This is a genomic window from Streptomyces anandii JCM 4720 (assembly GCF_014650655.1).
In the GTDB taxonomy this organism is placed as follows: Bacteria; Actinomycetota; Actinomycetes; order Streptomycetales; family Streptomycetaceae; genus Streptomyces; species Streptomyces anandii.
This window is the reverse complement of the sequence record NZ_BMVJ01000017.1, coordinates 31,044-45,649: the sequence shown is the minus strand read 5'-3', so window position 1 is coordinate 45,649 and position 14,606 is coordinate 31,044. Positions and strand designations below refer to the sequence as shown.

The window sequence follows — 14,606 nt, the reverse complement described above, 5'->3', positions numbered from 1 at the left end:
CCGGTCCTCTGTACGTCCGTCAGCCGCCGTCCGCCGGTTCCACGTCCGCGAGCAGCTGCCCGAAGGCCGCCTCGTCGACCACGGGCGTGCCGTACTGCCGTGCCTTGACCACCTTCGACGTGCCCGAGTCCGGGTCGTTGGTGACGAGCAGACTGGTCAGCCGGGACAGGCTGGTGGCGACGTGCAGCCCGGCCTCGGTCGCGCGGTCCTCCAGCAGTTCCCGGTCGACCGAGGTGTCACCCGAAAAGGCGATACGCATGCCCTGTTTGAGGCGTTTGCCCTCTTCGTAGCGTCCCGGGTTGGGATAGGGGCATGCGGGCCTTCTGCGGGAAGGCCGCCAACTCCCCGGCCGGTAGCCGCCGTAGCCGCCATGGCCTCCCGAAGGCTGCCGGGGCACCGGCCGGTCCGACCACTCCGTCAGCGGCCGGCACTCGAGCAGCGGCAGCCGCACCCCGCCCGCCGCCGCGGCCGCGAGGCTCGGCCGGAACGCCTCCGCCAGCACGCGCGCGTCGTCCAGCGCGTGGTGCGCCCGCTGCTGCACCACGCCGAAGTGCGCCGCCAGCGACTCCAGCTTGTGGTTGGGCAGGGGCAGGCCGAGCTCCTTGGACAGCGCGATGGTGCACAGCCGCTGCCGCACCGGGGCCTCGCGCCGTGCGCGCGCGTACTCCCGGGCGATCATCTGCCAGTCGAAGACCGCGTTGTGCGCAACGAGCACACGGCCCGTCAGCCGGGACGAGAAGTCCTCGGCGATGTCCGCGAAGAGGGGCGCGCCCTCCAGCGCCTCGCTCGTCAGCCCGTGGATCCACACCGGACCCGGGTCGCGCTCGGGGTTGACCAGTGTGTACCAGTGGTCCTCGACCTCGCCGTGCGCGTCCAGCCGGTAGACCGCCGCGGAGACGATGCGGTCGTCCCGGGCCAGACCGGTGGTCTCCACGTCAACGACCGCGTATCCCTTCGGATACGCGGCCGGCCACGGTGTGGGGGAGGACGCTGCGATCATGCGGTCTTCGAGCATGGTCCCTGAGGATACGGGCCGCGACCGACACTCCCGCGCCCGCCCGCCCCCGGCGGCGCCCGCACCCGCCGGCCCTCCCCCGGTGCGTGCCCGCCCGGTCCCGGCGCCGACAAGCGCGCGTGGCCGGTGCCCGCGCGGCTGTTTACCCCTCGCGCCGACTGCTGTAAGCCTGTCACTGGTGACTGACGCCCCGTCAGAAGAAGGGCGGTACGGCACATGGCACGCGTACGTTACGGCGCGCGGACCGAGGCGGAGATCGCCGCCGCGCGCGCCGCGCGCTCACGGCTCCCCGACATCTGGTCCACCGGCGTGGCCGCCCTGTGGGAGACCGACCCGGAGGCGGTCGCGGCGGTCCTGCCGCCGCCCCTGAAACCCACCGGCAGCCCGCTCGTCCGGGTGAACATCAGCCAGGTGGGCATGCCGGGATACCCGCTCGGCGCCGGCTCGTTCGCCGTCGCCGCCGCCCACGACGGCGTCGAGGGCTGGTACCCGCTGGTCATGCCGATGACCCACGAGCGCGCCCTGACCGGCGGCCGGGAGGTCTTCGGGGAGCCCAAGAAGCTCGGCGAGGTGACCCTCGAACGCGACGGCGACCTCATCAGGGCCGTCCTTGCCCGGCACGGCATCGCCTTCGTCGAGGTGCGCGGCACCGTGAGCGGCGAACTGCCGCCGCCGGAGCCCGCGCCGAGAACCGACTTCTACGTCAAGTTCCTGCCCGCGGTGGACGGTTCCGGCTTCGACGCCGAACCGGTGCTGGTGCACTGCGTGCGCCACGAGAAGGTGCGCCGGCTCCAGCGGGTCACCGGGGAGGTCGTGCTGCGCGAGTCGCCGTACGACCCGGTCGCGGACCTGCCCGTGCGCCGCCTCCTCGGCATCACCCTCGGCGAGAAGACCGGCGACCAGCGCGGCCGCGTCGTCGAACGCGTGGACGCGCTGGCCCTGTTGCCCTACGTCCACCAGCGTTACGACGACCCGCTGCACGTCCACGACGGGCCGCCGGAAGGGAGCCTGTGATGCGGCTCCGGGAAGGGAGCGTGTGATGCGGCTGGAGGCGGGACAGGTCGCCGTCGTCACCGGCGCGGCGAGCGGGATCGGTCTGGCCATGGCCCGGCGCTTCGCGGCCGAGGGCCTGAAGGTGGTCCTCGCGGACGTGGAGGAGGCGGCCCTGGACAAGGCAGCGGCGGCCCTGCGCGCGGACGGCGCCGACGTGCACGCGCGCGTGACCGACGTCGGCGAGCGCGACCAGGTGATGGACCTCGCCGAGTCGGCGTACCGCGCGTACGGCGCCGTGCACGTGCTCTGCAACAACGCGGGCGTCGGTTCGGGCGCCGAGGGCCCCGTGTGGGAGCACGATCCGAACGACTGGGCGTGGGCCCTCGCCGTCAACGTGTGGGGCGTCTTCCACGGCGTCCAGGCCTTCGTGCCCCGCATGATCGCCTCCGGGGAGCCCGGACACGTGGTCAACACCTCGTCCGGCGACGGCGGTATCGCACCCCTGCCCACCGCGTCCGTGTACGCCGTCACCAAGGCGGCCGTCGTCACCCTGACCGAGTCCCTGTACGCCCAGCTGAGGGCCAAGCACGCGCGCGTGGGCGCCTCGGTGCTCTTCCCCGGGCCGCACATGCTGCGCACCGGGCTGTGGGAGTCGTACCGCAACCGCCCCGCCCGCTACGCCAAGCGGCGGCCCCGCAGGACCCCGTACCGCAGTCTCGCGCAGTGGGAGACGGCGATGCGCGCGGCGGGCCGTGAGGCGCGCTTCACGCCCGTCGAGGAGGTCGCCGGACTCGTCGTGGACGGCATCCGCGCCGGCCGCTTCTGGCTGCTGCCTCCGAGCGAGGACAGCGACGCCCGGATCCGGGCACGGGCGCGTTCGATGCTGGAGCGCGCCAACCCGTCGTACCTCGAGACCTTCATCCTGGACTGAGGGGGCGCGATGACCGGTCAGGAGCCCTACCTGATCATCTCCTCCGACTGCCACGCCGGACCGCCCACCGAGGAGTACCGGCCCTATCTGGACACCCGGTTCCACCGGGACTTCGACGAGTTCCTCGCCGGACGCAACCGGCGCCGCGAGGAGATGACCCGGCTCGGCATCCGCAACGAGGCCTTCGCGAGCAGGTGGTTCGAGGACAACGAGGAGGGCCTGCGCGGCGGCTGGGACGGCGCACAGCGGCTCAAGGAGCTCGACGGCGACGGTGTGGCCGCCGAGGTCGTCTTCCCGGACGCGGACGCCGTCGACAGCCGCACCGCGGCGCCCTTCGGGGTCGGCCTCGGCCTCTCCGGCGACCAGGACCCCGAACTGGGCCTGGCGGGAGCCCGCGCCCACAACCGCTGGCTCGCGGACTTCGTCTCCGCCAGTCCCGAACGGCACTGCGGCGTCGCCCTGCTGCCCGTCACCGCGGAGGTGCGCGAGGTGGTCGCCGAGATCCACCGCGCGCGGGAGTCGGGCCTCGGCGCCCTGATGATCCCGGCCATGTGGGCCGGCAAGGAGCCCTACCACGACCGGCGTTACGACCCCGTGTGGGCGGCCGCGGCCGAGTGCGGCATGCCGGTCCTCACCCACTCCGGCGCCGCCCCGCGCCACGAGTACGGCGACCACCTCGGCATCTACGTCTCCGAGGTCACCTGGTGGCCCGCCCGCCCGCTGTGGTTCCTGCTCTGGTCCGGCGTCTTCGAACGCCACCCGGGCCTGCGCTTCGGCGTCGCGGAGTCGGGCTGCTGGTGGCTGCCCAACCTGCTGTGGTTCATGGACCGCCTCTACCTCGGCGCCCACGGCGGCAAGAAGCTCTCCCCCTTCGAGGAGCTGAAGCGGCCGCCGCACGAGTACCTGGACCGGCAGGTGTTCGTGTGCGCCACCAACACCAAGCGCCGCGAACTCGCCCAGCGCTACGAGATCGGCGTCGGCAACATCCTGTGGGGCAGCGACTTCCCGCACCCCGAGGGCACCTGGCCGGACACGCGCGCGTGGCTGCGCCGTACCTTCCACGACATCCCGGTCGCCGAGACCCGGACCATGCTGGGCCTGGCCGCCGCCGAGGTGTTCGGCTTCGACGTCGAGCGGCTCGCCCCGCTCGCCCGCCGGATCGGGCCCACCCCGGCCGACCTCGGCCAGCCCCGCGACCAGGCGGCCGTGGAGGCCTCCTGGGCGCGTTCGCGCGAGAGCGGCCGGCACTGGCTGACCGGCGGGGACTTCCCGGTGCTGGGGGCGGACCGGTGAACGCCAAGGACCGCTACACGGTGATCTCGGCGGACTGTCACGCGGGCGCCGACCTGTACGACTACCGGCCGTACCTGGAACGCCGGTACCACGACGCGTTCGACGCGTGGGCGGCCGCGTACGTGAACCCGCACGAGGACCTGCTCGCCGACAGCGCCGACCGGAACTGGAACTCGGCGCGCCGGCTGGCGGAGCTGGAGGACGACGGAATCGTCGCGGAGGTGGTCTTCCCCAACACCATCCCGCCGTTCTTCCCCTCCGGTGCCCTCATGGCACCGGCGCCCACCGCCGCCGAGTTCGAGCTGCGGTGGGCCGGACTGCGCGCCCACAACCGCTGGCTGGCCGACTTCTGCGCGGCCGCGCCGGGCCGCCGCGCGGGCGTCTGCCAGATCCTCCTCAACGACGTCGGGGAGGCCGTACGGGAGATCCGGTGGGCGGCGGCGGCCGGACTGACCGGGGGCGTGCTGCTGCCCGGCACCCCGCCGGGCTCGGGCCTGCCGGAGCTGTACTCCCGGTCCTACGACCCGCTCTGGGCCGTCTGCGCCGAACTGGGCGTCCCCGTCAACCACCACGCGGGCTCGGCCTCACCGCCCCTCGGCGACGAACCGGCGGCGCGCGCGGTGTTCATGGTGGAGACCACCTGGTTCTCCCACCGCGCCCTGTGGCACCTCGTGTTCGGCGGCGCCTTCCGCCGCCACCCGGGCCTGAACCTGGTGCTGACCGAGCAGGGCTCGGGCTGGATCCCCGGGGTGCTCGACATGCTGGACTACTACCACGACCGGCTGGTCGCGGCGGCCACGCGGGCCGCGACCGCCGAGTCGAAGTTCGGCGCGGGCCTCGCCGAGCGGATGGGCGCGCCGCCCTCCACGGCGTGGCGCGAGAACTGCCATGTCGGCGCCAGCTTCATGCGCCCGCACGAGGTGCCGCTGCGGCACCGCATCGGTGTCGGCAGGATCATGTGGGGCAGCGACTACCCGCACGACGAGGGCACCCACCCCTACACCCGCGAGGCCCTGCGCCACTCCTTCGCGGGCGTGCCGGGCGACGAGGTGGCGGCGATGGTCGGCGGGAACGCCGCCCGCCTCTACGGCTTCGACCTGGACCTGCTGGACGCCGTCGCCGCCAAGGTCGGCCCGGCGGTCGCGGAGGTGGCCGAGCCGCTCGCCGAGCCGCCGGCCGACGCGACCAGCCCGGTGTTCGCGCGGGGAGCCTCGCTGCGGGTCTGGTGACGGTGCCCGGCCAGGCGCCCGGGCCGGGGTGGACGCGCAGGGACCGCAACCGTGCGATCCTCCGTGCTGTGACCCAACCAACGCATGACGAGACCCACGGCGGCGCCCTCGGCACCCGGCTCAACTGGCTGCGGGCCGCCGTGCTCGGCGCCAACGACGGCATCGTCTCCACCGCCGGCCTCGTCGTCGGCGTGGCCGGCGCGACCGACTCGCGCTCCGCGCTGCTGACCGCCGGACTGGCCGGCCTGCTCGCCGGGTCCATGTCGATGGCCGCGGGGGAGTACGTGTCGGTGTCGACCCAGCGCGACTCGGAGATGGCCGCGCTGGCCCAGGAGAAACGGGAGCTGCGCGAGCAGCCCGAGGCCGAACTGCGGGAGCTGACCGACATGCTGCACGCGCGCGGGCTGTCGCGCGAGGTGGCCAGGGAGGCGGCGGAACAGCTGACCGCGCGGGACGCGCTCAGGGCGCACGCGAGCGTGGAACTCGGCATCGACCCCGACGAGCTGACCAACCCCTGGCACGCCGCGTGGGCCAGCTTCCTGGCCTTCACGGTGGGCGCGCTGCTGCCGCTGCTCGCGATCGTGCTGCCGCCGCCGGCCGTGCGCCTGTGGATCACCGTCGCGTCGGTCCTGGCCGCCCTCGTCCTCACCGGCTGGAGCAGCGCCCGGCTGGGCGCGGCCGAGCCCGGCCGTGCGGTCCTGCGCAACGTCACCGGCGGCGCGCTCGCCATGGGGGTCACCTACGCGGCCGGGGCGCTGCTGGGAGCGGCAGGCGTGTGAGCGGTCACCGTCGGACCGGCAGCGGCAGTGCCGTCAGCAGTCCCGACACCGCGACGACCAGTCCCAGGAGGGCGACCTCGGCCCGCGCGGGAGCGCAGGCGGACAGCGGGTCGGGCGCCCGCCGCAGCCGGATGCGGGCCCACAGGGCGAGCAGGGCCACCCCGGCCACGAGGACCACCTTGGCGAGCAGGGCCCGTCCGTAGGCCGTCGACGTCAGTTGCTGCGACACCGTGTCCGGCGGCATCCGGCGCAGGGCGCTCAGCACGCCCGTCGCGGTGACGGCGGCCAGGGCAACGGCCGCCACGCGCGCGTAGGAGCCCAGCAGCGCGGCGGCGGGCCCGGTGCCGCGCCAGTGCCGCAGCGTGCGCAGGGTGTGCAGCAGGCCGCCCGCCCACAGGGCCGCGCAGGTCAGGTGCACGAGCGTGAGGGCGGATCCGGTCAGCGGACTGTTCTCGGTGCCGGGGTGGGCGCGCAGGGCCTCGGCCACGATCACCGCGGCGAGCGGCCACACCATCAGCGCGGGACGCCGGGAGAGGGCGCACAGTCCCGCGACGAGGAAGGCGTCGACCTCCAGCAGGGCCAGCGAGCCGTCCCGGGTCCGGTACAAGCTGCCCAAGTCGATCTGGGCCGGGCTGTGCGGCACCAGGTCGCCGCAGGCCACCACCAGGGCGAGCCCCAGGGCGGCGAGGAAACCGGCGGCGGCCGCCCCCAGGGACCAGCTGCGCGGCGCGGGCGCCCCGGGGAGGCGGCCGGCCAGCCGCAGGACGAGCAGTTCGCCGACGGGGACGCAGAGCGCCGCGAACAGCACCGCGCGCAGCAGGGCCGTGCCGCCGGTGCCGGGGGCGGCGGCCTCGCCGGTGCCGTGCAGCGCGGCGGAAGGACCGAGCAGCGGGACGAGCGCGGCCAGGGCCACCAGGAGGAGGACGGCGACGGCCCGGACCAGTGCCGCGCGGAGGCCCCTCCCGCCGGCGTCCGACGCCTCGGCGGCCGGTCGTATCAGCGTCACCCGAGGATCTTCACCAGCCGCCCCGAACGGGGGCAAGCGGGCCGGGGCAACCGGGGGAACGACGCTTCGCACCCTGGCACTTGCCCCGCGCGGGAGCGCCGATCTCAGGCCCAGCGGGCCGCGTCCGATCCCCAGGGCACGGGCGGCCGCGCCCAGTCGCGGGGTCCACCTGCGAAGGCGACGGGCGGCAGGGTGTACCGCAGCCGCCCGATCCGGCCGCCGGTCTCCGCGAGCCAGGGCCCGGGCCCGTCGTACGGGGCGGCCACCTCACGCTCGCCCGGCACCGCCCCGCCCGCCACCGCCCCGCTTCGCGCCGGCCCGCCGTCCGCTCCGGTCAGCCATGCCGCCGTCCGCGCCAGGGCGAGCCGTACGATGCGGCCGCCGCCCTCGTACGACTGCTCGGTCAGCGCCCGCAGCACCGCCGCCGCCAGCAGATAGCCCGTGCCGTGGTCCAGGGCCTGCGCCGGCAGCGCGCCGGGCTCCCGCGCGGAACCCTCGGTCACCGCGATGCCGGTGGCGACCTGGACGAGACTGTCGAAGCCCCGCCGGCCGCCCCAGGGGCCGCGGCGGCCCCACGCCGACAGCTCGGCGACGACCAGTCCTGGCCGCCGCTCGGTCAGCGCCCGCGCCGAGAGCCCGAACCGGTCCAGCGCACCCGGTCGGTACCCCGTCACCACCACGTCCGCCGAGGCGAGCAGTTCCTCGAAACGGGCGTGACCGGTGGCGAGGTCGAGGGTGGCCGAGCGCTTGCCGAAGCCCGTGTCCGCGTGCTGGTCGGCCAGTTCGGGCAGGTGCGGCGCGTCGATGCGCAGCACGTCGGCGCCGAGCAGCGCCAGCGTGCGGGTCGCGACGGGGCCCGCGAGGACCCGGGTGAGGTCGAGGACACGCAGCCCGGCGGCGGGCAGCATGGGGGTGCCGTCCAAGGGGGTGAGCACGCGCGCGCGTGCCGAGTCCGTCCGCTCCCGCTCGACCAGGGGCAGCGCGGCCGCCTCGGTGCCCTGCGGGTGCGCGGCCCACTCCGCGGACGTGCGCAGGGCCACGGCCAGCCCGCCGGCCGCGTACACCGCGTCCTCCACCTCGAGCGCGGACCGCCCGGCGAGGACGGCGGCCAGGTCGTCCGCGCGGGCGTCCTCCCCGAGCCCCAGGGCGGTCAGCAACCGGGCCCGGTGGTGCGGGTAGTTGGCGTGGGTGCGCACCCACCCGTCGGCGGTCCGCCACAGGCGCGACAGCGGCGCGAAGGCGACCGGCGCGCGGCCGTCGATCAGCAGATGCCGCTCGCTGGTGAACGCCGTGGCCACGGCCCCGTCGTCCACGCGCGCCTCAGGCACCCGGTCGAGCCCCGCACGCACCGCTCCCAGTTCCGCGGCGGCCAGCGCGCAGACGCCCACGCACGCGCGCGCCAGCTGCCGTACGGGAAGGCGCGCGGGCAGCGCGCCCTCCCGCTCCACGGTGGTGATCCGCGCCGGGAGAGCGGGGTCGCCGCCCAGCGCGGACCATGCGTACTTGATATCAGTCATGACTGCACTATGCAGTATTGACTGAATCAATGTTCACCAGGTGACCGCGTCCAGTGCGTCCGCCATGCCCCAGCCGTAGAAACCGTTGTGGTTCTTCGTGCCCTGGCACACCGCGTCGACCTTGCCGTCGCCGTTGATGTCGTACGGGTCGGTGCACGGCGTGGCGTCCGCCTCCGCGTACAGCAGCGCCTTGACCATGGCGGCGGAGGCGTGCGGATGCGTTGACTTGATCAATGCGGCCACACCGGCCACATGCGGGGAGGCCATCGACGTACCGGCCATGTAGCCCCACTTGCCGCCGGGCAGCGGTCCGAGGATGAGGCCGCTGGTCGCCGGCGGTTCCGGCTTCTGGTACGCCGTCGAGTCGCCGCCCGGCGCCGCGATGTCGATCACACCGAGGCCGTGGTTGGAGAAGGACGACTTGAGGCCCTTGGCGCCGGTCGCCGCGACCGTCACCACACCCGGCAGCTGGGTGGGTATGTCGAAGCACTTGTGCGGGTCGATCACCCGGTCCGAGGGAGTGGAGTCGTTCGGGGAGACCGGGTCGGTGATCGAGTGGGACGCCAGGTCGTAGTTCTCGTTGCCCGCCGCCGCGACGTTGACCGTGCCCTTCTTCTCCGCGTACCGCGAGGCCCGGGTGACGGCGTCCACGAGCGCCTTCTGGTCCGGGTCGTCCGCGCAGTTGAAGTACCACGGGTCGGTGTAATAGCTGTTGTTGGTCACGTCGACGCCGTGCTCCGCGGCCCACACGAAGCCGCACACCACGGCCTCCGTGTAGAAGAACCCGTCCGGGTTGGCCACCTTGATGCCGGCCACCTTCACGCCCGGCGCCACGCCCGTGATGCCCACGCCGTTCTTCGCGCCCGCGATCTCACCGGCCACATGGGTGCCGTGCGGGCTCTCCGAGGCGCTGGGCCGCCATGCGCCGTCGGTGGTGTCCGGCTTGCCCGAGACGCAGTTGACCGACGCCTCGCGATCGAAGTTCGGGGCGATGTCGGGGTGGGTGTCGTCGACGCCGGTGTCGATCACGGCCACGGTGACCTTCGGGCTGCCGAGCGTCTTCTCGTGCGCCTTGTCCGCCTTGATGGCCGGCAGGTCCCACTGCAGCGGCTCCAGCGGGTCCTGCCCGGCGGCCGCCTCGGACCCGGCCTGCGCGGCCTGCGCGGCGGTCAGCGGCCGCGGGGCGCCGAGGTCGGTGGTGGACTGCGCGGGCAGCGGCGCGGTGCGGGTGGCGCCCGCCGAGTCCACGCCGGGCACCTTGCGCATCGTCACGGCGAAGTCCGGGTTCGCGGAGTGGACGACGATGACGCCGATCCGGTCGTACGAGGTCACGATCGTGCCGCCGGCCTGCGCGACGGCCTTCTTCACGCGGGCCGAAACGCCGTGCCCGGCCGGGACGTTGACGACGTAGCTCAGCGACGCCGAGGTGTCCGCCGAGGTCCCGGGGGCCGAGGCGGCCGCGGGGACGGCCGGGGCCGCCGACGCGGTGGCGTTCGGCAGGAACGCGAGGGCCGAGGCCATGGCCATCCCCAGGGGCAGGGCCAGGGTGCGGCGGTAGCGCGGGTGGTGCGCTGTCATGTGTCCGTGTCTCCCTTGTGATTCTCGGCTGTGCATCTCCACCGCGGTGTCTACTTGACCGCGCGCAGCGCGTTGACGATCCCGAACCCGTAGAAGCCGTTGACCCGCTTGCCGCCCGCACAGGTGGCGTCCACGACCCCGTCGCCGTCCCCGTCGTACGGACCGGCCGGGCAACCGGGGTTGTCCGCCTGGGCCTTGAGCAGCGCCTGCAACTGGGCGGGCGTGGCGTGCGGATGGGCGGACTTCAGCAGCGCGGCCACCGCGGCGACGTGCGGGGTGGCCATGGACGTGCCCTGGAGGAAGCCGTACTGGTTGTTCGGCAGCGTCGACAGGATGCGGCCGTTCTTCGACGGGGTGTCCGGGATCTGGTACTTGTCGCCGCCGGGCGCCGCGACGTCGATGACGCCGTCACCGTAGCTGGAGTAGTAGGACTTGGCGCCCTTGACGCCGACCGCGCTCACCGTGACGACGCCCGGCAACTGGGTCGGGATGTCGAAGCACTTGTGCGGGTCCACGGTGCGGCTGACCGGGGTCGAGTCGTCGGGGCTGGAGTCGTCGACGAGGGCGTCGGCGTCGAGGTCGTTGTTGGAGTTGCCGGCCGCGGCGACGTTCAGCACGCCCTTGCCGCGCGCGTAGAGCTGGGCGCGGTTCACCGCGTCGACGATGGCCTTCTGGTCCGGGTCGTCCATGCAGTTGTACTGCCAGGGATCCACGTAGTAGCTGTTGTTGGTGATCTCCACCCCGTGGTCGGCGGCGAACACGAAGGCGCACACGACGCTCTCGGGGAAGAACAGCTGGCCCGCGTCCGGCTGGGCGACCGTGATGCCGGCGACCCGCACTCCGGGCGCCACGCCCGCGACGCCGACGCCGTTGCGGGCCGCGGCTATCTCGCCCGCCACATGCGTGCCGTGGTAGTGGTCGGCGTCCACCGGCCGCCAGGAGCCGTAGGTGGTGTCGGCCTTGCCGCTGACGCAGTTCGCGGACTGGCCGGGGGAGAAGTTGGGCGCGATGTCGGGGTGGGTGTCGTCGACGCCGGTGTCGATCACGGCGACCGTGACGTTTCTGCTGCCGGGATTGATCCTGGCCGCGCGGTCGGCGCCGATCGCCCGCAGGTCCCACTGGTCCGCCTCGAGGGGCTCGGCGCCGCCGCCCGACGCCTTCGCCGCCCGCGCGGCCTCGGCCCCGGTCAGGTACTGCACCGCGCCCTCGTCGGTCGTCCCGGACGCGCTCAGCGGCGCGGTCCGGGTGGCGCCCGCCGACTGCACGCCGCGCACCGCGCGCATCCGCTGGGCGAAGCCGGGGTCCGCGGAGTGGACGACGATCACGCCGATCCGGTCGTACGTCGCCACGATGCTGCCGCCGGCCGCGGTGATCGCCCGCTGCACGCTCGAGATCGTGTGACGGTCGGTCCTGGTGTTGACGACGTACGCAAGCACGGGCGCGTCGGTGGTCGGCGCCGAGGCGCGGGCGGCGGGCGCCGCGGGCGCCGCGGAGGCCGCCGCGGGAAGGAAGCCGAGCGAGGCGGTCAGCGACAGCACGACCGGTACGGCGAGCGCGAGCCGGCGTCTGGAACGCAGATGAGCCATGGGGTCTCCACATCATCCGGATACAGAACCGCCCGAGCGACAGGTACTGCCCGGGCAGGTACATGACGGGTGGTGCAGGGTGAAGCTATCTCCCGGTCTCACCGATCAGCAATGACTCGGCAATGACTTGCCCAGGTCACTTGCGAAAGAACTCATAGGACTTGAACCGCCCCCCGCGTGGCGCCGTGGACCTTGGGCAGGGAGCCCGAGCAGCATCGAGCCCCCCGCCGCTACCCCGTCCGCAACGCGAGGAGACTGATGTGGCAACCGAGACACCGCCACCCTCGAAGACGCAGGTCACCCTCCCCACCACCGAGGAGTTCACCGCGGTCCAGGAGAGCCCGGAGTTCGCCGAACTGCGCCGCTCCTACCGCTCCTTCGCCTTCCCGCTGACCGTCGCCTTCGCCGCCTGGTACCTGCTGTACGTCCTGCTCTCCATCTACGCGGGCGACTTCATGGGCACCGAGCTCTTCGGCAACGTCAACGTCGCCCTCGTCCTGGGCCTCGCCCAGTTCCTCACCACGTTCCTCATCGCCTGGTGGTACGCGCGGCACGCCGCCGCGAAGCTCGACCCCAAGGCGGAAGCCATCAAGTCCCGGATGGAGGGCGGCGCATGAGCCCCGCGATCACCCTGGCCGCCGGTGAGGCGAGCCAGCACCGGCCGCTGATCATCACCCTGTTCGCGGTGTTCGTCGCCGCGACCCTCGTCATCACCGTCTGGGCGGGCCGGCAGACCAAGGACGCCGCCGACTTCTACGCCGGCGGACGGCAGTTCACCGGCTTCCAGAACGGACTCGCCGTCTCCGGCGACTACATGTCCGCCGCGTCCTTCCTCGGCATCGCCGGCGCCATCGCCCTCTTCGGTTACGACGGCTTCCTGTACTCCATCGGCTTCCTGGTCGCCTGGCTGGTCGCCCTCCTCCTGGTCGCCGAGCCGCTGCGCAACTCCGGCCGCTACACCATGGGCGACGTCCTCGCCTACCGCATGCGCCAGCGCCCGGTCCGCACCGCCGCCGGCACCTCCACCATCGTCGTGTCGATCTTCTACCTGCTCGCCCAGATGGCCGGCGCCGGCGTCCTGGTCTCACTGCTGCTCGGCATCACCAGCGACGGCGGCAAGATCGGCATCGTCGCCCTGGTCGGCGTGCTGATGATCGTCTACGTCACCATCGGCGGCATGAAGGGCACCACCTGGGTGCAGATGGTCAAGGCCGTGCTGCTGATCGCCGGCGCCATCCTGCTGACCTTCATGGTGCTGATGAAGTTCCACTTCAACATCTCCGACCTGCTCGGCCACGCCGCCGGCAACAGCGGCAAGGGCGCCGCCTTCCTGGAGCCGGGCCTGAAGTACGGCGCGACCGGCACCACCAAGCTGGACTTCATCTCGCTCGGCATCGCCCTGGTCCTCGGCACCGCGGGCCTGCCCCACATCCTGATCCGCTTCTACACGGTCCCCACCGCCAAGGCCGCCCGCAAGTCCGTGATCTGGGCGATCGGCCTGATCGGCGCCTTCTACCTGATGACCCTCGCGCTCGGCTTCGGCGCCGCCGCGCTCATCAAACCCGACGAGATCATCGCCTCCAACAAGGCCGGCAACACCGCCGCCCCGCTGCTCGCCCTGCACCTCGGCGGCGTCGACTCCAACTGGGGAGCCATCCTGCTCGCCACGATCTCGGCGGTCGCCTTCGCCACCATCCTCGCCGTCGTCGCCGGCCTGACCCTGGCCTCGTCGTCGTCCTTCGCGCACGACATCTACGCCAACGTCATCAAGAAGGGCAACGCCACCGAGAAGCAGGAGGTGAACGCCGCCCGCTGGGCCACCGTCGGCATCGGCGCGGTCTCCATCGTGCTCGGCGCCATGGCCCGCGACCTCAACGTGGCCGGCCTGGTCGCGCTCGCCTTCGCCGTCGCCGCCTCCGCCAACCTGCCGACCATCCTCTACAGCCTGTTCTGGAAGCGGTTCACCACCTCCGGCGCCCTGTGGTCGATCTACGGCGGCCTGGTCACCGCGGTCGGCCTGGTGCTGTTCTCGCCGGTGGTCTCCGGCAAGCCCAGCTCGATGTTCCCGGACGTCGACTTCCACTGGTTCCCGCTGGAGAACCCCGGCCTCATCTCCATCCCGGTCGGCTTCCTGCTCGGCGTGGTGGGCACCCTGCTGTCCAAGGAGACCCCGGACGCCGCCAAGTACGCGGAACTGGAGGTGCGGTCCCTGACCGGCACGGGAGCACACTGAGCGCAAGGCCCCCGCGGCCGCGTCGGCGAGGCCCGTACGGCCCAGTCGTACGGTCCTACGACGCGGCCGCGCCGTAGCTCGTCGGATCGGGACGCCGACGTTGTCGGTGGTGTCACGTAGGCTCGCAGATGACGCACAATTGAGTGATCCGTGACAGTGATCCGGCAAGGCACAGCGATCCTCGACGAGGGAGGGGGCCACGTGCTCATCGACACCTACGGCCGGGTGGCCACCGATCTGAGGGTCTCCCTGACCGACCGGTGCAACCTGCGGTGCACGTACTGCATGCCCGAGGAGGGCCTGCAGTGGCTGGCCAAGCCCGACCTGCTCACGGACGACGAGATCGTCCGGCTGATCGACATCGCGGTCACCTCGCTGGGCATCAAGGAGGTCCGCTTCACCGGCGGAGAGCCCCTTCTGCGCCCCGGCCTGGTCGGCATCGTCGA

Annotated in this window: 13 protein-coding genes; 8 read left to right on the top strand and 5 right to left on the bottom strand. The window is 73.1% G+C overall.

Annotation, left to right across the window (positions count from 1 at the left end):
- Nucleotides 1-19: 19 nt before the first annotated feature.
- Entirely contained in the window at nt 20-1,015 is a 996-nt protein-coding gene (locus tag IE249_RS26195) for a DEDDh family exonuclease (protein ID WP_189708535.1), read from the bottom strand.
- A 216-nt stretch (nt 1,016-1,231) separates the two neighbouring features.
- Between IE249_RS26195 and IE249_RS26190 the strand changes: the two genes are divergently transcribed.
- The 5 genes from IE249_RS26190 (at nt 1,232) to IE249_RS26170 (ending at nt 6,240) form a co-directional block, all read left to right on the top strand.
- Nucleotides 1,232-2,029: an acetoacetate decarboxylase family protein gene (locus IE249_RS26190; protein WP_189708533.1), complete on the top strand. Its 798-nt coding sequence runs from the start codon at nt 1,232-1,234 to the stop codon at nt 2,027-2,029.
- A 25-nt stretch (nt 2,030-2,054) separates the two neighbouring features.
- On the top strand, nt 2,055-2,939 hold the full coding sequence (locus IE249_RS26185) for an SDR family NAD(P)-dependent oxidoreductase (RefSeq protein WP_189708531.1): 885 nt from the start codon (nt 2,055-2,057) through the stop codon (nt 2,937-2,939).
- A 9-nt stretch (nt 2,940-2,948) separates the two neighbouring features.
- A complete protein-coding gene (locus tag IE249_RS26180) occupies nt 2,949-4,232 on the top strand; it encodes an amidohydrolase family protein (protein WP_189708529.1) in 1,284 nt (427 codons plus the stop codon).
- Nucleotides 4,229-5,461, top strand: a complete 1,233-nt coding sequence (locus IE249_RS26175) for an amidohydrolase family protein (protein WP_229859293.1) — start codon at nt 4,229-4,231, stop codon at nt 5,459-5,461. The genes IE249_RS26180 and IE249_RS26175 overlap by 4 nt, the downstream gene beginning before the upstream one ends.
- Nucleotides 5,462-5,529: 68 nt before the next feature.
- The gene (locus IE249_RS26170; protein ID WP_189708527.1) at nt 5,530-6,240 is read left to right on the top strand and encodes a VIT1/CCC1 transporter family protein; all 711 of its coding nucleotides are present in this window, start codon (nt 5,530-5,532) and stop codon (nt 6,238-6,240) included.
- Between the two features lie 4 nt (nt 6,241-6,244).
- On the opposite strand, the gene IE249_RS26165 is transcribed toward IE249_RS26170, so the two are convergent.
- The 4 genes from IE249_RS26165 to IE249_RS26150 all read right to left on the bottom strand — a co-directional run bounded on the left by IE249_RS26165 (nt 6,245) and on the right by IE249_RS26150 (nt 11,927).
- Nucleotides 6,245-7,246, bottom strand: a complete 1,002-nt coding sequence (locus tag IE249_RS26165; protein WP_189708525.1) for a CopD family protein — start codon at nt 7,244-7,246, stop codon at nt 6,245-6,247.
- Nucleotides 7,247-7,350: 104 nt separating this feature from the next.
- The gene (locus IE249_RS26160; protein ID WP_189708523.1) at nt 7,351-8,763 is read right to left on the bottom strand and encodes a CoA transferase; all 1,413 of its coding nucleotides are present in this window, start codon (nt 8,761-8,763) and stop codon (nt 7,351-7,353) included.
- A gap of 33 nt (nt 8,764-8,796) precedes the next feature.
- Nucleotides 8,797-10,341, bottom strand: a complete 1,545-nt coding sequence (locus IE249_RS26155; RefSeq protein WP_189708521.1) for a S8 family peptidase — start codon at nt 10,339-10,341, stop codon at nt 8,797-8,799.
- A 50-nt stretch (nt 10,342-10,391) separates the two neighbouring features.
- A complete protein-coding gene (locus IE249_RS26150) occupies nt 10,392-11,927 on the bottom strand; it encodes a S8 family peptidase (RefSeq protein WP_189708519.1) in 1,536 nt (511 codons plus the stop codon).
- A 260-nt stretch (nt 11,928-12,187) separates the two neighbouring features.
- Here IE249_RS26150 and IE249_RS26145 point away from each other — a divergent pair, with 260 nt between their 5' ends.
- The 3 genes from IE249_RS26145 to IE249_RS38510 all read left to right on the top strand — a co-directional run.
- The gene (locus IE249_RS26145; RefSeq protein ID WP_189708517.1) at nt 12,188-12,544 is read left to right on the top strand and encodes a DUF485 domain-containing protein; all 357 of its coding nucleotides are present in this window, start codon (nt 12,188-12,190) and stop codon (nt 12,542-12,544) included.
- The gene (locus tag IE249_RS26140; protein WP_189708515.1) at nt 12,541-14,160 is read left to right on the top strand and encodes a monocarboxylic acid transporter; all 1,620 of its coding nucleotides are present in this window, start codon (nt 12,541-12,543) and stop codon (nt 14,158-14,160) included. Before IE249_RS26145 ends, IE249_RS26140 begins: the two co-directional genes overlap by 4 nt.
- 201 nt (nt 14,161-14,361) lie before the next feature.
- On the top strand, nt 14,362-14,606 hold a 245-nt coding region (locus tag IE249_RS38510; protein WP_229859291.1), incomplete at its 3' end, for a radical SAM protein.